21 protein-coding genes are annotated in these 17,858 nt (G+C 65.2%); 6 read left to right on the forward strand and 15 right to left on the reverse strand.

Annotation, left to right across the window (positions count from 1 at the left end):
* The first annotated feature begins 58 nt into the window (after positions 1–58).
* The gene (locus AC24YW_RS14860) at positions 59–799 is read left to right on the forward strand and encodes a metallophosphoesterase family protein (protein ID WP_487483444.1); all 741 of its coding nucleotides are present in this window, start codon (positions 59–61) and stop codon (positions 797–799) included.
* Positions 800–805: 6 nt separating this feature from the next.
* Complete coding sequence (locus AC24YW_RS14865; protein WP_487483445.1) at positions 806–2,239, forward strand: serine/threonine protein kinase; 1,434 nt, start codon at positions 806–808, stop codon at positions 2,237–2,239.
* Positions 2,240–2,266: 27 nt separating this feature from the next.
* Here AC24YW_RS14865 and AC24YW_RS14870 read toward each other — a convergent pair whose 3' ends face one another.
* The 5 genes from AC24YW_RS14870 to rpe form a co-directional block, all read right to left on the reverse strand.
* Positions 2,267–2,455 carry a hypothetical protein gene (locus AC24YW_RS14870; protein ID WP_036012880.1) on the reverse strand — a complete coding sequence of 63 codons (189 nt, stop codon included), beginning with the start codon at positions 2,453–2,455 and terminating at the stop codon, positions 2,267–2,269.
* A gap of 21 nt (positions 2,456–2,476) precedes the next feature.
* The gene (locus AC24YW_RS14875; protein ID WP_487483446.1) at positions 2,477–2,656 is read right to left on the reverse strand and encodes a hypothetical protein; all 180 of its coding nucleotides are present in this window, start codon (positions 2,654–2,656) and stop codon (positions 2,477–2,479) included.
* 4 nt (positions 2,657–2,660) lie between these two features.
* Positions 2,661–2,801 (reverse strand): hypothetical protein, encoded by a 141-nt coding sequence (locus AC24YW_RS14880; RefSeq protein ID WP_487483447.1) that lies wholly within the window; start codon positions 2,799–2,801, stop codon positions 2,661–2,663.
* A gap of 90 nt (positions 2,802–2,891) precedes the next feature.
* The gene (locus AC24YW_RS14885) at positions 2,892–3,491 is read right to left on the reverse strand and encodes a hypothetical protein (RefSeq protein WP_487483448.1); all 600 of its coding nucleotides are present in this window, start codon (positions 3,489–3,491) and stop codon (positions 2,892–2,894) included.
* Positions 3,492–3,538: 47 nt separating this feature from the next.
* The gene (rpe, locus tag AC24YW_RS14890; protein ID WP_487483449.1) at positions 3,539–4,240 is read right to left on the reverse strand and encodes a ribulose-phosphate 3-epimerase; all 702 of its coding nucleotides are present in this window, start codon (positions 4,238–4,240) and stop codon (positions 3,539–3,541) included.
* Between the two features lie 256 nt (positions 4,241–4,496).
* Here rpe and AC24YW_RS14895 point away from each other — a divergent pair, with 256 nt between their 5' ends.
* Positions 4,497–5,243 carry an EF-hand domain-containing protein gene (locus AC24YW_RS14895; RefSeq protein ID WP_487483450.1) on the forward strand — a complete coding sequence of 249 codons (747 nt, stop codon included), beginning with the start codon at positions 4,497–4,499 and terminating at the stop codon, positions 5,241–5,243.
* An 8-nt stretch (positions 5,244–5,251) separates the two neighbouring features.
* Here the strand turns inward: AC24YW_RS14895 and AC24YW_RS14900 are convergent, their stop codons facing one another.
* From AC24YW_RS14900 to AC24YW_RS14910, 3 genes are all read right to left on the reverse strand, one after another.
* Positions 5,252–5,464 (reverse strand): KTSC domain-containing protein, encoded by a 213-nt coding sequence (locus AC24YW_RS14900; protein WP_487483451.1) that lies wholly within the window; start codon positions 5,462–5,464, stop codon positions 5,252–5,254.
* A 149-nt stretch (positions 5,465–5,613) separates the two neighbouring features.
* Positions 5,614–6,612 carry a P1 family peptidase gene (locus tag AC24YW_RS14905; RefSeq protein WP_487483452.1) on the reverse strand — a complete coding sequence of 333 codons (999 nt, stop codon included), beginning with the start codon at positions 6,610–6,612 and terminating at the stop codon, positions 5,614–5,616.
* A 55-nt stretch (positions 6,613–6,667) separates the two neighbouring features.
* Positions 6,668–9,481 carry a PAS domain S-box protein gene (locus AC24YW_RS14910; protein ID WP_487483453.1) on the reverse strand — a complete coding sequence of 938 codons (2,814 nt, stop codon included), beginning with the start codon at positions 9,479–9,481 and terminating at the stop codon, positions 6,668–6,670.
* Between the two features lie 236 nt (positions 9,482–9,717).
* On the opposite strand from AC24YW_RS14910, the gene AC24YW_RS14915 reads away from it, so the two are divergent.
* A complete protein-coding gene (locus AC24YW_RS14915) occupies positions 9,718–10,104 on the forward strand; it encodes a response regulator (RefSeq protein ID WP_487483801.1) in 387 nt (128 codons plus the stop codon).
* Between the two features lie 111 nt (positions 10,105–10,215).
* On the opposite strand, the gene AC24YW_RS14920 is transcribed toward AC24YW_RS14915, so the two are convergent.
* The 5 genes from AC24YW_RS14920 to AC24YW_RS14940 all read right to left on the reverse strand — a co-directional run bounded on the left by AC24YW_RS14920 (position 10,216) and on the right by AC24YW_RS14940 (position 15,300).
* The gene (locus AC24YW_RS14920) at positions 10,216–11,334 is read right to left on the reverse strand and encodes a branched-chain amino acid ABC transporter substrate-binding protein (protein ID WP_487483454.1); all 1,119 of its coding nucleotides are present in this window, start codon (positions 11,332–11,334) and stop codon (positions 10,216–10,218) included.
* A 152-nt stretch (positions 11,335–11,486) separates the two neighbouring features.
* Positions 11,487–12,224 carry an ABC transporter ATP-binding protein gene (locus AC24YW_RS14925; RefSeq protein ID WP_487483455.1) on the reverse strand — a complete coding sequence of 246 codons (738 nt, stop codon included), beginning with the start codon at positions 12,222–12,224 and terminating at the stop codon, positions 11,487–11,489.
* Complete coding sequence (locus AC24YW_RS14930; RefSeq protein ID WP_487483456.1) at positions 12,221–13,054, reverse strand: ABC transporter ATP-binding protein; 834 nt, start codon at positions 13,052–13,054, stop codon at positions 12,221–12,223. Before AC24YW_RS14930 ends, AC24YW_RS14925 begins: the two co-directional genes overlap by 4 nt.
* Complete coding sequence (gene livM / locus AC24YW_RS14935) at positions 13,051–14,370, reverse strand: high-affinity branched-chain amino acid ABC transporter permease LivM (protein WP_487483457.1); 1,320 nt, start codon at positions 14,368–14,370, stop codon at positions 13,051–13,053. Before livM ends, AC24YW_RS14930 begins: the two co-directional genes overlap by 4 nt.
* Positions 14,371–14,382: 12 nt before the next feature.
* Complete coding sequence (locus AC24YW_RS14940) at positions 14,383–15,300, reverse strand: ABC transporter permease subunit (protein ID WP_487483458.1); 918 nt, start codon at positions 15,298–15,300, stop codon at positions 14,383–14,385.
* A 260-nt stretch (positions 15,301–15,560) separates the two neighbouring features.
* On the opposite strand from AC24YW_RS14940, the gene AC24YW_RS14945 reads away from it, so the two are divergent.
* A complete protein-coding gene (locus AC24YW_RS14945; RefSeq protein WP_487483459.1) occupies positions 15,561–15,740 on the forward strand; it encodes a hypothetical protein in 180 nt (59 codons plus the stop codon).
* Between the two features lie 311 nt (positions 15,741–16,051).
* Positions 16,052–16,591, forward strand: coding sequence for a hypothetical protein (locus AC24YW_RS14950; RefSeq protein ID WP_487483460.1), 540 nt, complete (start codon positions 16,052–16,054; stop codon positions 16,589–16,591).
* Here AC24YW_RS14950 and AC24YW_RS14955 read toward each other — a convergent pair.
* Positions 16,553–16,945, reverse strand: a complete 393-nt coding sequence (locus AC24YW_RS14955; RefSeq protein WP_026312440.1) for a carboxymuconolactone decarboxylase family protein — start codon at positions 16,943–16,945, stop codon at positions 16,553–16,555. The genes AC24YW_RS14950 and AC24YW_RS14955 overlap by 39 nt on opposite strands.
* Positions 16,946–17,049: 104 nt before the next feature.
* Positions 17,050–17,832, reverse strand: coding sequence for a 3-oxoadipate enol-lactonase (gene pcaD / locus AC24YW_RS14960; protein ID WP_225124767.1), 783 nt, complete (start codon positions 17,830–17,832; stop codon positions 17,050–17,052).
* Between the last annotated feature and the right edge of the window lie 26 nt (positions 17,833–17,858).

Genomic DNA, 17,858 nt, shown 5'->3' on the forward strand with positions numbered 1-17,858 from the left:
TGACCTCCCTCAATTTGGCCTCATCGGCCTCGAATAAGAATTTGAGGGTGGAGGGTACGTGCTTCTCGCTGTCTTCTCGGATATCCACGGCAACAGGCAGGCGTTCGAGGCCTGCCTGAAGATCGCGCGTGCGAAGGGCGCGGAGCGCTTCGTCCTGCTCGGCGACTTCGTCGGCTATGGCGCCGATCCGGAATGGGTGGTGGACACCGCGATGGAGCTGGTCGCGCAGGGCGCCGTCGCCGTGCGCGGCAATCACGACCAGGCGGTCAATTCCACGGCCGAGACCATGAACGCCGAGGCGCAGATCGCGATCGAATGGACCCGCGGCCGCCTCGACGCCGCACAGCGGCGCTTCCTGGCTGAGCTGCCGATGCAGGTGGAGGACGATGGCCGCCTGTTCGTGCACGCGGAAGCCTCGCATCCGCAGCGCTGGCACTATGTCCGCTCGACCGTGGACGCCGCCAAGAGCCTGATTGCGACAAAGGCCCACGTCACCTTTTGCGGCCACATCCACAGGCCGGCGCTCTATTCGATGTCGGTGACGGCGAAGATGACGAGCTTCGTGCCAAAGACTGACGTGCCGGTACAGCTGCTGCGCGGACGGCAATGGCTCGCCGTGCTCGGCTCGGTCGGCCAGCCCCGCGACGGCGATCCGTCGGCGGCCTTCGTGCTGTTCGACACCGAGTCGAGCCAGATCACCTATTGCCGCGCGCCCTATGACATCGCCACCGCGGCAGGAAGGATCCGCGACAACGGGCTGCCCTCCTGGCTGGCCGACCGGCTTTCGCAGGGGCGCTAGAGGCCGATGCCCAAACCCCTGGTCAAATCAGGCGCGGAGATCGACGGCTTTACGATCGGCGAATGCGTTCATGCCGGCGGCATGGCGACGCTGTGGACCGTCACCCATCCCGGCATCGACGTGCCCTTGCTGATGAAGATCCCGCGGGTGTCGGAGGGCGAGGACCCCGCCGCGATCGTCTCCTTCGAGATGGAGATGATGATCCTGCCGCGGCTCGCGGGGCCGCACGTGCCGGCCTGCTACGGCACCGGCGATTTCGCCCGTCAGGCCTATGTGGTGATCGAGCGCATTCCAGGTGCCACGCTGTACAAGCGGCTCCCCGACCTGCCGCTGCCGTACGACGAGGCGCGCCAGCTCGTCGCCAGGATCGCAACGGCGCTTGCCGATCTGCACCGGCAGAACGTGATCCACCACGACATCAAGCCGAGCAGCATCATGGTCCGCGAGAGCGGCGAGGCGGTGCTGATCGACTACGGCCTGTCGCATCACAACCACCTGCCGGACCTGTTGCAGGAGGAATTCCGCCTGCCTTACGGCACCGCGCCCTATATGGCGCCCGAGCGGCTGCTCGGGGTGCGCGACGATCCGCGCAGCGATCTGTTTTCGCTGGGCGTGCTGCTCTATTTCTTCACCACCGGCGAGCGGCCGTTCGGCGAGGGCGAGACGCTGCGGGCGATGCGGCGCCGGCTGTGGCGTGATCCGCATCCGCCGCGGAAGCTTCGCCCGGATTATCCGCCCTGGCTGCAGGAGGTGGTGTTGCGCTGTCTCGAGATCGAGCCGGTGTGGCGCTATCCGACCGCGTCCCAGCTTGCCTTCGATCTCGCTCATCCGGACCAGGTCAAGCTCACCGCGCGCGCGGAGCGGGTGAAACGTGATTCCCTCGGCATCGTCTGGCGCCGGCGCTTCAACCAGGGCGCCATGGCGCCGCGCGCGAAATCCGATGTCGCAGCCCAGATCGCATCGAGCCCGATCCTCGCCGTTGCGCTCGACACGGCGGAGGGCGCTCCGGAGCTGAACGAGGCGCTGCGTGTGACCACCGAGCGCATCCTCGCCACCTTGCCCTCGGCGCGGCTTGCCTGCGTCAACGTGCTCAAGCTGAACCGGATTGCGATCGACCGGACATTGGACGATCAGGGCTCCAACAAGCATATCGATCGCTTGGTCGCGCTCAGGCATTGGGCGACGCCGCTCAAGCTGGACGAGAGCCGGCTGTCGGCGCATGTGCTGGAGGCGGTCGATCCCGCCGCCGCGATCCTGGAATTTGCCGAAGCCAACCAGGTCGACCACGTCATCATCGGCGCGCGGCAGGGCTCGTTCCGCCGCACCCTGCTCGGCAGCGTGTCGGCCAAGGTGGCCTCGGAGGCGAGCTGCACCGTCACCGTGGTGCGGCCGCCGCGGATGGCTGGGGACGGCGGTGGGCCGGAGGCCGGCGAAGGTTAAGCCGGCCGGGGCGATTTGCGGGCCGGATCAGGCCGCGTGGACGGCAAATGCGCGCTTGCGGCGGATCGGCCAGGAGAATTGCGGCCCCGGCTCGCCGTGGTCCGCGCTGCCGCCGAAATACTGGATGATCTCGCGGCAGGGCTCGCAATTGAACAGGTTACGCGACGCGGATGCCTTCGTCATTTCCTTCAGGCAGTTCGGGCAATGCGGTTTCATGGGCGGTCCGGAAAAGAGGTCTCAGTGTCGGCGCGGCGAGCCAAGCGAGCGGTCGATGTCCGAATTGTCGAGCCCGGCATCGTCGTCCAGCGTGCCATCGGCGCGCTCGAGGCGGCCGAAGAAATAATCGAGGCTCGGATGCGGACGCCGTGGAATCCGGCACCGGCGCTTCGGCTGACGCTTCACGAGTGCGATCTGCATGGCGTCAGCCCCTGGTGCGGTCGCGACGGATGTTGCGGGCCGAACGTGCCGGGGCCTCGACCGGTCCGGCCGACGGACCGAACACCACAAACGCACTGAAACCGATCCACAACGCCACGCCAGTCCAAACCAGGGTCGTCGTCATGATGTGCTCCCGCGAAAACAGGCAGGAATCACTTGCAGTGATTTGCGCGAATCAGGGAAGTCCGGATGAGTACGGACCACGGCTACAATTTTAAGCTTTGCGCGTAGCAGCGCCCGTAGAAGCCGCAATTTTTCCCGCGTGCGACCGACGTACCTTGCCGGTGCGCGCACGATCGAGAATATCCCGGATGCGCGGTGCGTCTCGAACACAGCGAAACCCGTAGCGCCCGGTGTAATCGGTGTCGGGCGAGCGGGTCGAGCGTCCCGATGCGAAGTTGAGGTGGCCGACGCCGCCGCCGATGTCGAGGATTTCGAACGCTGCATCCATGGTGTCGAACGAAGTCGCGGTCACGCTGCGTCTGCTCCAGGCCGTGCGCAGGATCAGCGCGCGGCGGTCGGTGATCACATAAAGCGTCTGCAGGTCTTGCAGCAGCATCACGAACGGAGCTGCAACCATCCCGATTCCGAGCATCGCCAGGGGTTGGATCGCCTGGTCGATCCAATCGTTCCTGGCGGCGATGACGGTCAGCAGCAACCAGGGAAACCCGATCCACCAGAGAAATCGCCACATTGTCGCGCTTGCGATGCCGTCGGGCTGCCCCTGCCAGACCACTTGCTCTCCATCCTGAAGGGACTCGGCGAGCAGACGACGCAGGCCGGCAGAAAACGGAGTGGCGCGGAGTGCATCCATCCCACTTGGTCGCGGCGGCCGCATCTCCGGTTCGGATGGCGAGGGTCTCAGATCGCCTCGCCGCGTGCCCCAAGTGCCGCGTTGCGGATCGCGGCGATGTTGGCCTTGTAGGCGTCCTGCGTGCCGCCCTTGAACACCGAGGTGCCGGCGACGAAAGCGTTGGCGCCGGCCGCGGCGAGCGCGCCGGCAACATCGGGGCCGACGCCGCCGTCGACCTCGATGTCGATCGGACGGCCCGCAACCATCGCGCGGATGTCCCGGATCTTGCCGATCGCGGAGGGGATGAACGCCTGGCCGCCGAAGCCCGGATTGACCGACATCACGAGAACAAGGTCGACGAGGTCGAGGACATATTCGAGCGCGCTGATCGGCGTCCCCGGATTGAGCGAGACGCCGGCCTTCTTGCCAAGCGCGCGGATGGCCTGGAGCGAGCGGTGCAAATGGGGACCTGCCTCCGCGTGCACGGTGATGTGGTCGCAGCCAGCCTTCGCGAAGGCCTCGAGATAGGGATCGCAGGGCGAGATCATCAGATGCGCATCGAAGATCTTCTTGGTGTGCGGGCGCATCGCCCTGATGACGTCAGGGCCGTAGGAGATGTTCGGGACGAAATGGCCGTCCATCACGTCGAGATGGATCCAGTCGGCGCCGGCGGCGTCGACGCTGCGCACCTCCTCGCCGAGCTTCGAGAAATCCGAGGCCAGAATCGAGGGCGCGATGGCCAGGGGGCGGGGGACGAAAGCTTGGGTCATGGCGCGTTTTCCCGGGGGGCGGACGGACGACGAATGGCCTCGCCTAACATGGGCCTTTGTGGCGGGCAATGCAGGAGGGGCGGGCTTCCTGTGGGCGGAAATTTCTGCCCCCGGCGGCATGAATTGCCGATGTTCCCGCGGCCGGCATGACCGGGCGGATGCGGATTTCGTTGAGCTTTTCGCGATGGCATGGCGCTTGCTGACTTCAGCCGCAGAACATTGGTCGCGGCATGCCGCATCCCGTTGGAGTTGTGCAATGTTGTTCGCCCTTGGTGCGGTATCGAGCGCGCTCGACGCGATCCAGTCGCTGACGAACGCGAAATCGTCGTCGGCGGCGCACAAGACCGGCTCCTCGCAGAGCGCACCGACCAATCCGTTCGCGATCGACAGCGGCAGCAACAGCACGACCGGCGCGACCTCGTCGGTCAATGCAGGCAAATATCCGCAGATCTCGGCGGAGACGATGAACGCGCTGTTCGCGGCGCAGAGCCAGTCGGCCGACGGCACATCCTCGACGTCGAAGAGCCGTGAGGCTGCGCTGAAGGATCTGTTCTCGCAGATCGACGGCGACGGCGACGGCAGCATCACCAAGTCCGAGTTCGAGGACGCGCTCGGTGCGGGCGGCACCAACCTGGCCCAGGCCGACGACGTGTTCGCGAAGATGGATGCGAACGCGGACGGCAGCGTCAATCTCGGCGAGATGACGAAGGCGCTGAGGGGCGGCCGTCATCACGCGGAAGGCGCGGGCGATGGTTCGGATTCCTCGTCGCAATCCAGCCGCGGCTCGACGTCGACCACGACGGCCAACGCCGACGGCTCGACCACCACCACCGTCACTTATGCCGACGGCTTCAAGATGTCGACCACGGTGCCGGGCGCCTCCAGCTCGTCGAATGCGAAAGGTGGCGGCAATTCGCCTTATGACTGGTTCGGGCAGATGATGCAGCGCCAGGCGCAGGCCAGCGCGGGATCAGCAGCGTCATCGATGTCGATCAGCGTGTGAGCACATCCCTAACCGGCAGGTCCGTGCGTGATGTCACGACAGGCATAGCGGTCGCGGATCTCGCGATTGAAGAATATTCCTTTTGAACGCGAATCCCCGAACGCAGCAGCGACCTCGGGCGGAACATCCTCATAAACATAGAGGCGCCCGCTGACGAACGTCACCTTCAGCTCGCGTTTCTCGGGCGCATAGCGAAAGAAGCGGATCACGGATGAGGGCATGGCCGCGCACCTTGTCCGCCGGGTAACGCTTTGGAAGCCGTTTCGTTTCTCGTCCAAAGCGCGATGCAATCAGGATGATCATCATCGCGCTTTGGGTTATTGTTTGAGCATGATCCGGAAAACCGCTACGCACTTTTCCGGATCATGCTCTAGCCGAACCGGTCCTTCCAAGTCGGCTGCGCGCCCGGAAACGGCAGGGCCGTCGCACTGTAAACGCCGCGAGCGATCGCGCGGGCGACCACGTTGGCGGCGATCGTGCCGAGCTCGGTGAGGCCAATCAGTGGCTCGATCGGCTTTTCGCACGTGGCGGCGGCGAACAGTACGTCGCCGTCGGTCGGCGCATGCACCGGATAGATCGCGCGGGCGAAGCCGGTATGCGCGATCATCGCCAGCCGCTTGGCCTGGGGCTTGGTCAGCACCGCGTCGGTCACGACGGCGCCGATGGTGGTGTTCTCGCGCGCGCTCGCGGCAGGACCGCCCTTGATGCGCATGCGCAGCATGTCCTCGGTGAACTTGTCCGGCAGGCCGCGCCCGCCGAATTCGCCGCCCACCTCGAACGGCGCCGCCCAGAACCACGGGCCATTGCCGACGGTGACGCTGCCCACCGCGTTGACGGCGACGATCGCCGCGACCTTGATTCCGCTCGGCGTCACGGCCGATGCCGAGCCGAGCCCGCCCTTGAACGTCGCGGTGGTGGCGCCGAAGCCGGCACCGGCACTGCCGAGCGCGAAATCCGCGTTGGTGGCGGCGGTCGCCGCGGCATAGCCGAGGTCGCGATAGGGCGAGAAGCGTCCCCAGGCCTTGTCGCCGCCATTGAGCAGGTCGAACAGGATCGCGCCCGGCACGATCGGGATCAGCGCTTCGCGAACCCGGTGGCCGCGGCCCTGCTCGGCGAGCCAGGCCTGCACTCCGCCGCCGGTGTCGAGGCCGAAGGCCGAGCCGCCCGACAGTGCGATGGCGTCGACGCGCTCGACCGTGTTGGCGAGATCGAGCAGCGCATCCTCGCGCGTGCCGGGGCCGCCGCCGCGCACGTCGATCGCGGCGACCGCAGGAGAATCGAAGACGATCGCGGTCGCGCCGGAACCGACTTTCGGATCTTCGGCGTGACCGACCCGGACGCCGGCGATATCGGTGAGAAGGTTCAGCAAGGCGGCCTCGTGGTTGAGAATTCACGATCTGCGATAGCGCAGCAATGCCGCAGGCTCAACCGGCGAGCGCGGTCCTCAGCATCTTGGCGAGCTCGGACTTGCGGTAGGGCTTGGCCAGCAGCAGCACGCCGGAATCGAGCCGGCCGTGATGGACGATGGCGTTCTCGGTGTAGCCCGAGGTGAACAGCGTCTTCAGGTCGGGGCGGCGCTTGTGGGCTTCGTCCGCCAGCTGGCGGCCGTTCATGTTGCCGGGCATGATGATGTCGGTGAAGAGCAGGTCGATGGTCTCGTCGCTGTCGATGATATTGAGCGCTTCGGCGCCGTTGGCGGCCTCGAGCGCGGTATAGCCGAGGCTCTTGACCTGCGTCACGACATACTGACGCACCAAGGAATCGTCCTCGACGATCAAGATCTTCTCGTTACCGCCGGTGATTGGCGCATTCTGGAGCGATTCGAACTCGGTCTCCTGCACCCCGGTCGAGCGCGGCAGATAGATCTTCACGCTCGTGCCGTGGCCTTCCTCGCTATAGATCTTGATGTGCCCGCCCGACTGCTTGACGAAGCCGAACACCATGCTGAGGCCGAGGCCAGTGCCCTTGCCGACCTCCTTGGTCGTGAAGAAGGGATCGAACACCCGGTCGATCAGCTCGGCAGGAATTCCGGTGCCGGTGTCGCTGACCGCGATCATCACGTAATTGCCGGCGACGACGTCGGGGTTCATGCTGGCATAGCCGTCGTCGAGGAAGATGTTGCGGGTCTCCAGCACCAGGGTGCCGCCCTCGGGCATGGCGTCGCGCGCGTTCAGCGCGAGATTGAGGATCGCGGTGGAGAGCTGGCCCGGGTCGACCAGCGTCGGCCAGGCATCCTCGGTGAGCTGCGGCATGATGGTGATCTGCTCGCCGAGCGTCGGATGCAGGAGCTTGGCGGCTTCGAGCGCCAGTGCGTTGACGTCGATCTCGCGCGGCTGCAGCGGCTGCTTGCGGGCGAAGGCGAGCAGGTGCTTGGTCAGTTGCGCGCCGCGCTCGGCGGCGTCGTCGATCAGCTTGGTGATCGCGGCAAGCTCGGGCCGGTCGGCGACCGCGTCGCTGAGAATGCCGATCGTGCCCGTGATCACGGTCAGCACGTTGTTGAAGTCGTGGGCGACGCCGCCCGTCAATTGGCCGATCGAGTCCATTTTCTGGACCTGGCGGAGCTGGGCTTCGGCGGCTTGCTTGTCGGTGAGGTCGCGGCCGATGAAGAAGTGGCGTTTCACCGGCTCCGACCACGTGCCCATCCAGTTCAGCGTGACCTCGTGACCGTCGTAATGGTAGTAGCGCGCCTCGAAGCTGCGCTTGACCGCGCCGCGCCGGGCCGCGCGCATCTCGCTCCGCGTCTTCTCGAGATCGTCGGGATGGATGAACTCGATCGCGCTGTGCCCGACCATGTCCTCGGGGCTGTAGCCGAGAATGTTCTTTACGCTCGGGCTGACCTGGATGAAATTGCCGTAGCCGTCGGTGACCAGGATCAGGTCCTGCGAGGTCTCGAAGATGCGCTGGCGTTCCTCGGTCTCGCGGCGCAGCTTTTCTCTGGCCTGCTTTTCTTCCGTGATGTCATGGGCGATCTTGGAAGCGCCGATGATCGCGCCATCGTCGGTCCGCAGCGGTGAGATGTTCAGGATGACGTCGAGCGGGCGGCCGTCTTTCCGGATTCGGACCGTCTCATGCTGGGCGATCGTCTCATTGCTGGCGATCTGGTTGAGGATGCCCCTGACTTCGCCCCTGCGATCCGGCGGCACGATGATGTCGATCGGCTTGCCGACGGCCTCGGCGGCGGAGTAGCCGAACAGATTTTCGGCGGCCTTGTTCCAGCCGGTGATGATGCCGTCGAGCGACTTGGTGATGATCGCGTCATTGGAGGATTCGACCACGGCGCCGTACAGCGCGAGGCGCTTGCCGAAATAGTCGCGTTCCGAGGCCGATTGCTGCCGCAGCTTTCCGACGAGGCCCACTGTACGCGCCTGGAGGCGGACATTCTCGATCAGAAGCACCGCGAGCACGAAGGTTGCCGCGGCGAGGCCGTAGAGCCGGCCGGCATAGAATCCGAGATCGAAGCGCGCGACGTTGACGATCGCCGACAGGGCGATGTCGAACAGCCAGGCGCACATGACCACCATGAGCCAGATGTCGATCACCGTATGCGGCCTGCGGAACCAGAGCGAGACCAGCGCGGCAAAGCTCAGCGACCACACGAAGGACACGACGCCGATCATGGTCGCGGTGTAGCGGCCGTCGCTCAACAGGACCGGCAACAGATCGTGCTGCGCGGTAACGATCCAGGCGAAGACCGCCATCGCGGCGACGACGCCGAGCCCGCAGGCATAAATCGCGTTGCTTACCGGGCCGCGAATCCGGGGCCCACCGTCCTTTTCCTTCAGCCAGGCATATGCCATCACGCAGAGCGGAAAGCCGGCGTGCCAGATCATGTACAGCCACACCGTAGTCTGCCGGCCCGCGCCCAGGAGTCCCGTCGGGGCGAACAGTCCTGGGAAGGTGAGGGCATGAAGCAACGCCGCCGCGGCGGTGAAGAGATAGCCGCCCGCGAGCCACAGCAGCGCGCGGGTCCGCAGAATGGCAAATTGCGACAGCAGCAGCACTGCCGTGACGATGTCGCTCACGGCCAGCGCGGATTGATAGCTGGCAACGAAGGCTGGTACAGGCAGGAGCGGGGTACCAGCGAACGGCACGGCGGCGGCGAACACCAGCGAGGACACACCGACGACCGTCAATGCTGCAGTGCGGTCGGTCGAGGTGGCCGGCAGGGTCGACAGAAATGTGCTTCGGTCGATCGGCGCAGGCACGTCCATTTCGCGCGAGTCCGTGGGCTTGAGCATCTCCGCTGGTCTCATTCGGCGGCAGTCCGTTCATCGTAGCGGGTTCTGGACGTGGGTGGTCAACGGAACCGGTTTACGACTCAACCGAGGGTTACAGCTTACCTAATTTCGGTCAGAGCACGGAACAGGGGATTGGTAAGGGGCGCTTTACGGGGCGGTGTCATAATGCCCTGCTGCTGCGGCCGGTTCCAGGCTTGAAACAGGCGATTTTGATTTTGAGGTCGGGAGTTTGCCCCATGCCCCGCGTTCTCATCATCGACGACCAGAAGGACGTCCGTGCGATGGTGGCGATCGTGCTTCGGGTCAACCATTTCGAGGTCGTGGAGGCCGAAAGCGGCGCGGCGGGGCTGAAGGCCTTTGCGGAAGGCCCCTTTGACGCGGCGATTGTGGACATCTTCCTCGGCGATACCAGCGGCGTCGATGTCATCACCGCCTTGCGCGAACGCGCGCCGGCGCTGCCGGTGATTGCGGTATCCGGGATGACGGCACTCGATTTCATGGACCAATCGCCCCATCTTGCCAACGTGGTCGGCCTGCAAAAGCCATTTCGGCCGAACGATCTGCTGCAGGCCCTGCGGAAGGCTCAGGCCGCGGCCGATGGCGAGATCTCGGCCGCGGTCTGACCGGGCAAAAGAACGCCCCGGCGAGCCGGGGCGTGGCAGCGATGGCAGGAGCCTTCGGGGATCGCTGATCGGGATTCCCGAAGAGCATCCTGGATCAGGACCTCTTTTCGATCAGGAACCCTTGGCGCCGAGCTCGGCGTAATTGCCCTTGGCGTCCCACTTGTAGACGACATAGTCGATCTGCTTGAGGTCGCCCTTGGCGTCAATTTCGATCGGGCCGAGCACCGTGTCCCACTTGCCGGCCTTGATGGTCTCCATGACCTTCTTGGCGTCGGTGGTGCCGGCCTTCTTGACCGCCTGCGTCCAGACCTGCAGCGCAGCGTAGGTATAGAGCGTATAGCCTTCCGGATCGATGCCCTTGGCCTTGAACGCCTCGACGATCTTCTTCGCGGTCGGCTTGTTACGCGGGTCGGGACCGAAGGTGAACAGCGTGCCTTCGCCCGCGGGACCGGTGATGGAGGCGTACTCCTTATCGGCGAGCGCGTCGCCCGACATCAGCACCGTCTTCAGGCCCTGATCGCGCATCTGGCGCAGGATGAGGCCGGCCTCCTGATGATAACCGCCGACATAGACGAGCTCGACATTGTCCTTCTTCAGGCGCGAGACGATCGCGTTGAAGTCCTTGTCGCCCTTATTGTAGGATTCGTACATCTTCTCGGTGATGCCGGCCTTGTTGAGCGCCTTCTTGGTCTCGTCGGCAAGACCCTTGCCGTAGGTGGTCTTGTCGTTGAGGATCGCGATGTTCTTGCCCTTGTAGTTCTTGGCGATGTACTGCGCGGCGATCAGGCCCTGCTGGTCGTCGCGGCCGCACACCCGCGCCACGTTCCACAGCTTGCGCTCGGTGAAGAGCGGGTTGGTCGAAGCCGGGGTGATTTGCAGGACGTTGCCGTCCGCATAGGCTTCAGAGGCCGGAATAGAAGACGACGAGCAGAAATGGCCGGCGACGAACGGGATCTTGGCGCCGGCGATCTTTTCCGCCACCGAGCGGGCCTGTTTCGGATCGCAGGCGTCGTCCTCGGCGTTGAGCGCAAGCTTCTTGCCGTTGACGCCACCGGCGGCGTTGATGTCGGCGACGGCCATCTCGGCGCCGTTCTTCATCTGGCGGCCGAAGGCGGACTCGCCGCCGGTCATCGGGCCTGCGACTGCGACGGTGACATCCTGCGCGAATGCCGCGCTCGACAGCGCGAGCGATGCGCCGAATGCCAGACCGATGAGCTTCAGTGATTTCATGAGATACCTCGCGGGTGGTCGCCTGTGGAAGTTGCCGGGGCATGCCCGGTTCAAACCGGCGCCATTCTTGAATGAATTCGAGGAGAAGTCACCGGCAAAATACGGGCATACGCCAAGATATCTAGCCGCATTCTCGCGCAGGGCGGGGCCGGTCAGTGCCGGCCGCCTTCCAGATAAGCGGCGCGAATTTCCGGGCGCTGCAGCAATTCGGCGCCGCTGCCGGCCAGCGTGATCAGGCCGTTGACCATGACATAGCCGCGATGGGCGAGCTTGAGCGCGTGGTTGGCGTTCTGCTCGACGATCAGCACGGTCAGGCCGTCCTGCCGGTTCAGTGTGCGGATGGCGTCGAAAATCTGCCGCGCGATGAGCGGGGCGAGCCCCAGCGAGGGTTCATCGAGCAGGAGCAGGCGAGGGCGGCTCATCAAGGCGCGGCCGATCGCCAGCATCTGCTGCTCGCCGCCGGACAGGGTTCCGCCGCGCTGGGCGAAACGCTCCTTCAGGCGGGGAAACAGGGCGAACACGCGCTCGAGCGTGCTCTCCCGTTCCGCCGGCGTGCTCTCGGTGACGTCGGCCCCCATCTGGAGGTTCTCGGCGACGCTCATGCGCGGGAAGATGCGGCGGCCTTCGGGCGACTGCGCGATGCGCAAATGGGCGATCTCGTGGGTCGGGACGGCCGTGATGTCCTTGCCCTCGTACAGGATCTGCCCGGCGCGAGCGCGCGGCTTGCCGAAGATCGTCATCATCAGCGTCGACTTGCCGGCGCCGTTGGCGCCGATCAGAGCCACGATCTCGCCGGAATTGATGTCGACGTCGACGCCCTTCAAGGCCTCGATCTTGCCGTAGGCCGCGCGCAGGCCCCGGATCGCAAGCAGGGGGGGCGCCGCCGTCACGACCCGCTCTCCATGACGGCCACGGCCTCTTCCTCGTCGGTGCCGAGATAGGCGGCGATCACCTTGGGATCGTCGCGCACCTCGCGCGGCGTGCCTTGTGCGATCTTCACGCCGTGATCCATCACCACGATGTGGTCGGAGATCTCCATCACCACCGACATGTCATGCTCAATCAGGAGGATCGACGTCCCCAGGTCATTGCGGATCGAAAGCAGGAGCTCGTTCAGGGCTGCGCTCTCTCGCGCGTTGAGGCCGGCGGCGGGTTCGTCCAGGCATAGCAGCGCGGGCTCGGTGCACATCGCGCGCGCGATTTCCAGCCGTCGCTGGTCGCCATAGGCGAAATTGCCGGCGGCATCGTCGGCGCGCTCGAGCAGGTTGACCCGCTTCAGCCAGTCGGTGGCAAGATCGATCGCGCGCTTTTCGGCCTCGCGATAGGCGGGCGCGCCGACAAGGCCGAGCAAGGTGAAGCCCGAGGCGTGCATCAACGCGTTGTGCTGCGCCACCATCAGGTTCTCAAGCGCCGTCATGCCGGGAAACAGGCGGATGTTCTGGAACGTGCGCGCGACCTTGGCCTGCTTGGCGATGCGGAAATCGTTGAGCCGCTCCAGCGCGATTTCCCTGCCGTCGTCGTGGGTCAGGCGAATCGATCCGCCGGTCGGCTTGTAGAAGCCGGTGATGCAGTTGAAGACGGTGGTCTTGCCGGCACCGTTCGGCCCGATCAGCGCGGTGATCTTCTTCCGCTCGGCGGCGAACGAGAGATCTTGCACGGCGACGATGCCGCCGAAGCGCATGGTCAGCCCGTCGACGCTGAGGATCGTGTTGCCGCTCATCCGTGGCCTTCCTTGACGAGGTCGGAGGAGATGGCCTGCGACTTCTTCAGGTAGACCGTCGGCGCGCGATGGCCGACCAGGCCGCGTGGCCGCCAGATCATGATCAGTACCATGGCCCAGCCGAACACCAGCATGCGATAGGTCTCGAGGCCGCGGAACAGCTCGAACCCGCCGATCATCGCCAGCGCCGCGAGCGCGACGCCGAGCTGCGAGCCCATGCCGCCGAGCACGACGATGGCGAGCACCAGCGCCGATTCCTGGAAGGTGAAGGATTCCGGGCTGATGAAGCCCTGGCGGGTGGCGAAGAAGGCGCCGGCGAAGCCGCCGAACATGGCGCCGGTCGCGAACGCCGTGAGCTTGGTTGTCGTGGTGTTGATACCGAGCGCGCGGCAGGCGACCTCGTCCTCGCGCAAGGCTTCCCAGGCGCGCCCGATCGGCAGCCGGCGCAGGCGGATCGTCGCCCAATTGGTGAGCAGCGCCAGCGCCAGGATCAGATAGAACAGGAAGACGATACGATGGGTCGGTGAAAACTCGATGCCGAGCTTGGCGGCCAGCCCATCGTCGCTCCTGTCGAGCGGAATGCCGAACAGGGTCGGACGCGGAATACCGGATACGCCGTTCGGTCCGCCGGTCAGATCCTGCCAGTTGATCAGGACGAGGCGGATGATCTCGCCGAAGGCGAGCGTCACGATGGCGAGATAGTCGCCGCGCAGGCGCAGCACGGGGAAGCCGAGCAGCACGCCCCAGAATGCGGCGAGGATGCCGGCGAGCGGCAGGCAGATCCAGAACGACCAGCCGAAATTGGTGGCGAGCAGCGCGTAGGAGTAGGCGCCGACCGCATAGAACGCGACGTAGCCGAGATCGAGCAGGCCGGCGAGCCCGACCACGACGTTGAGGCCCCAGCCCAGCATCACATAGGTGAGGACGAGAATGGCGAGGTCGAGGATGTAGCGCTGCTCATAGAAGATTACGGGCACCAGCAGCGTGAAGATCAGTAGCGCGGGCGCAAGATAGCGGCCGACCAGCGACATGCCCTTCTGCACCGCTGGCGGCACCAGCTTCTCGGTGCCGGCCGGGCCGATCCATTGCCTGAGCAGCTCGATCACGATCGAGCCGCCGAACACCACGGCGACGAGGGAGGCGAGCTCGCCGAAACGCGTCCAGTAGGTGAGCTGGCCGTCGGAGCCCGCCTCGGTGCGGACGCCGACCATCAGCGAGAACAGCACCAGCGCGATGAGGGCGTTGATGAAGGCGGTCTTGAGGAGGGCGGCGATGCCCGTTGCAGGTTTGGTCGTGTGGGTCGAGGGTGCTGTCACGCGGCCGGTCCGTCAGACTTTTTCGACTTCGGGACGGCCGAGCAGGCCGGTCGGCATGAAGATCAGCACGACGATCAGGATCGAGAACGCCGCGACGTCCTTGTACTCGACCGAGAAATAGGCCGACCAGAGCGTCTCGATGAGGCCGATCAAGAGCCCGCCGAGCATGGCGCCGGGCAGGGAGCCGATACCGCCGAGCACCGCGGCGGTGAAGGCCTTGATCCCGGCGACGAAGCCCATGAAGAAGTCGACCAGGCCGTAATAGAGCAGGTACATCAGGCCCGCCACGGCGGCGAGCGCGGCGCCGATCACGAAGGTCATGGAGATGGTGCGGTCGACGTTGACGCCGAGCAGCGCTGCCATGGTCTGATCCTGCTCGCAGGCGCGCATGTCGCGCCCGAGCCTTGTGCTCGACACCAGCCAGGTGAAGATCGCCAGCAGCACGATGGTGGTGATGACCACGATGATCTGGATGTTGGAGAGCTGGATCACGAAGCCGTCCGCGCTTTCGTGCAGCGTATAGCCTCCGGTGATGACGGGCGGGATCGGCTTGACGCGGGCGCCTTGCGCCACTTGCGAATAGTTCGTCAGCACGAACGACATGCCGATGGCCGACAGCATCGGGGCGAGGCGGAAGGAATGGCGCAGCGGCCGGTAGGCGATCCGCTCGATGGTCCAGCCATAGAGCGCCGTGATCGCCATCGAGACCAGCAGCACCACGAGCAGGATCACGGGAACGGCCGTGAGGCCGAACGAGATCAGGATCAGGAAGGTGATGAGGGCGATGAAGCCGCCGATCATGAAGACGTCGCCATGGGCGAAGTTGATCATGCCGACGATGCCGTAGACCATCGTGTAGCCGATCGCGATCAGGCCGTAGATCGAGCCGAGCACGAGGCCGTTGATGAGCTGCTGGGCGAAATAATCCATAAGCTGCCGTACCCAAACTTGACGCGGCTCAAAGGGAGCTCTTGCAGAGAGTTCTTGGGCCCCGGCAGCCCTTGAGCGTTTGGGTTTTGTAACAGGAGGGAACTGGCGGCTGCAACTGGCCCGGTCTCCACCTTAAGGCTTGTACAGAGATCATTTTCCGGGCGGGGTTCCAGCAACGGAAGGAACCGGGTTCCGTCGGCAACCAAAGTGGATGCCGACCGTTGTCTTGCCTCTGACGTCCAACAAGGGAGTTTCCCCGAATGACGAAGCAGCAGAACCAGAATCCGGGTCAGCAGAGCCAGAACCCCGGCCAGCAGCGCCCAAGCCAACAGCCGGGGCAGCAGCAGGGCGGCGGTCAGAAACCCGGACAGCAGCAGCAGGATCCGCGCCAGGGCGATCGCCCGGGCCAGCAGCAGGGCGGCCAGCGCGACCAGGAATAGCGAGTTTGGGAGCCTAGGAGTGAGGAGAGGCCCCGCCGGAAGGCGGGGCCTTTTTCTTGGGGCATCATCTGCTTTCTTGGGGCATCATCTGCCCGTCATTCCGGGATGGTGCGTCAGCACCAGACCCGGAATCTCGAAATTCTCAAGTGCGCAATGCGCACCATAGTTCGGCTCTGCAAGCCCCGGAATGACGGTTACGAGGGCAGTTAAGGTAAACAAAGGGTTTAAATTGCCGCCACAGTCTGATGCGAGTTAGCTCGGCATGGCCGCCGCCTTCCATCGAAGGCCCGGCAAACCAGGCGGGAAGCGGCATGTTCAGGAATTGGCGGATCGGCTCGGTCAACGGCGCGCTGCTGGCGGCCTATTTCATTCCCGTCTGGAGCCTCATCGCCTTCAGCATCATCGTCGCGCCCGTGCGCGGCCTCTACGAGCGGCCGAGCGTTGCGGTGGCGCTGTACCTGAGCGACCATCTGCAGATGGCGGGCATGGACACGGTGCGTGCCGCCTGGCTGCTGGCGCTCGGACGGCTGACCGTGGTGGCGTTCTTCGCGATCTATCTCGTGCTGCTCTGCATTCCCCGCACCCGCAAGAGCGGCGGCAGCGACGAGGCGCTCGGTATTGCGCTCGCGATCGGCAGCCTGATCTCCTTTGCCAGCATGGTGATGGCCTCGAAGGTCGGCGAGATGGCCGCGCTTCGGCTGCACGCCACCGAGCTCCCGATGCTGCTCGGTGCCGCCATCGTGGTCGTGATCGAGAAGCCGGACGCAGCGGCGAAGACGGTCGAGGTCGCCGCGCCGTCAAGCCTTGAGCCGCTAGGACTTGAGCAGGCCGAGCTCCTGCACAATCGCTGAGGCTTCCTTGACGGCGTGGTTCGCCGCCGGCACGCCGCAATAGATCGCCTGCTGCAGCAGGATCTCCTTGATGTCATCGGGCGTGAAGCCGCCCTCGGCCAGCGCCGCACGCACGTGCAGGCGGAATTCGTCCCATTGCCCGAGCGCGACCATGGTGCCGATCACCAGCACGCGCCGCGTGCGCTCGTCGAAATGCGGCCGCGTCCAGATCTCGCCCCAGGCGTAGCGGGTGATCAGGTCCTGGAAGTCGGTGTTGAAGGCGTTGCGGTTCGCGATCGACTTGTCGACCCAGGCATTGCCCAGCACCTTGCGGCGCACGTTCATGCCGGCATCGCGGCGCTTCTGGTCGTCCATGGTGTTTCTCCTTCGTCATTGCCGAGCGCAGCGAAGCAATCCAGGATATTTCCGCGGCGGCAGTCTGGATTGCTTCGCTGCGCTCGCAATGACGAGTTGTAAAATCAGCGCTGCGTCAGGAACCCCACCACCGCATCCGTGAACGCATGCGGCTGCTCGACGTTCGAAATGTGCGCGGCGTCGATGATGGTCATGCTGGCGCCGGGAATGCTGGAGCGGATCAATTCGGCCGCCGAGATCGGCGTCGCCACGTCGTGGCGGCCGGCGATCACCAGCGTCGGGCTCTTGATCTTCGGCAGCAGCGCGCGCTGGTCGAGCGTCGACAGCGCCTCGCAACAAGCGAGATAGCCCTCAACAGGCGAGGCGAGCAGCATCGATTTCATCTTCGCGGTGATCGCAGGCTCGCGCTCGCGGAAATCCTGGGTCAGCCAGCCCGCGATCACGGCATCCGCGACCGCCGCGATGCCGCCCTCCTTTACCGCCTTGATGCGGTTGTGCCAGTTAGTTGGATCGGGGTAGTAGCAGGACGTGTTGGCGAGGATCAGCTTGCCGAACCGTTCGGGCGCGTTGGCGCCCAGCCATTGCCCGACCATGCCGCCCATCGACAGGCCGCACCAATGCACCTTCTCGATGTTGAGATCGTCGAGGATGGCGAGCACGTCGCGGCCGAAGCGTTCCATCGTGTAGGGGCCGGGCGGGACGTTCGACTTGCCATGGCCGCGGCGGTCGTAGCGGATGACGCGGAACACCTGCGTCAGCGCCTTCATCTGCGGCTCCCACATCTGCAGCGTGCAGCCGAGCGAGTTGGAGAGCATCAGGGTCGGCCCGCCGTCGCGGCCTTCGACGGAGACGTTGAGGAGGCATCCGTCGGCATCGATCATGGGCATGGCATGCTCCTCGTCATGCGCGGGCT

The organism is Bradyrhizobium sp. USDA3516, assembly GCF_057651995.1.

Coding starts and splice junctions, on each gene's coding strand:
- AC24YW_RS14885 (WP_487483448.1), bottom strand. CDS start 3,491: ATGGATGCACTCCGCGCCACTCCGTTTTCTGCCGGCCTGCGTCGTCTG.
- AC24YW_RS14895 (WP_487483450.1), top strand. CDS start 4,497: ATGTTGTTCGCCCTTGGTGCGGTATCGAGCGCGCTCGACGCGATCCAG.
- AC24YW_RS14870 (WP_036012880.1), bottom strand. CDS start 2,455: ATGAAACCGCATTGCCCGAACTGCCTGAAGGAAATGACGAAGGCATCC.
- AC24YW_RS14920 (WP_487483454.1), bottom strand. CDS start 11,334: ATGAAATCACTGAAGCTCATCGGTCTGGCATTCGGCGCATCGCTCGCG.
- AC24YW_RS14950 (WP_487483460.1), top strand. CDS start 16,052: ATGTTCAGGAATTGGCGGATCGGCTCGGTCAACGGCGCGCTGCTGGCG.
- AC24YW_RS14910 (WP_487483453.1), bottom strand. CDS start 9,481: ATGCTCAAGCCCACGGACTCGCGCGAAATGGACGTGCCTGCGCCGATC.
- AC24YW_RS14880 (WP_487483447.1), bottom strand. CDS start 2,801: ATGACGACGACCCTGGTTTGGACTGGCGTGGCGTTGTGGATCGGTTTC.
- AC24YW_RS14930 (WP_487483456.1), bottom strand. CDS start 13,054: ATGAGCGGCAACACGATCCTCAGCGTCGACGGGCTGACCATGCGCTTC.
- AC24YW_RS14900 (WP_487483451.1), bottom strand. CDS start 5,464: ATGCCCTCATCCGTGATCCGCTTCTTTCGCTATGCGCCCGAGAAACGC.
- AC24YW_RS14940 (WP_487483458.1), bottom strand. CDS start 15,300: ATGGATTATTTCGCCCAGCAGCTCATCAACGGCCTCGTGCTCGGCTCG.
- AC24YW_RS14915 (WP_487483801.1), top strand. CDS start 9,718: ATGCCCCGCGTTCTCATCATCGACGACCAGAAGGACGTCCGTGCGATG.
- AC24YW_RS14875 (WP_487483446.1), bottom strand. CDS start 2,656: ATGCAGATCGCACTCGTGAAGCGTCAGCCGAAGCGCCGGTGCCGGATT.
- pcaD (WP_225124767.1), bottom strand. CDS start 17,832: ATGCCCATGATCGATGCCGACGGATGCCTCCTCAACGTCTCCGTCGAA.
- AC24YW_RS14945 (WP_487483459.1), top strand. CDS start 15,561: ATGACGAAGCAGCAGAACCAGAATCCGGGTCAGCAGAGCCAGAACCCC.
- AC24YW_RS14955 (WP_026312440.1), bottom strand. CDS start 16,945: ATGGACGACCAGAAGCGCCGCGATGCCGGCATGAACGTGCGCCGCAAG.
- rpe (WP_487483449.1), bottom strand. CDS start 4,240: ATGACCCAAGCTTTCGTCCCCCGCCCCCTGGCCATCGCGCCCTCGATT.
- AC24YW_RS14865 (WP_487483445.1), top strand. CDS start 806: ATGCCCAAACCCCTGGTCAAATCAGGCGCGGAGATCGACGGCTTTACG.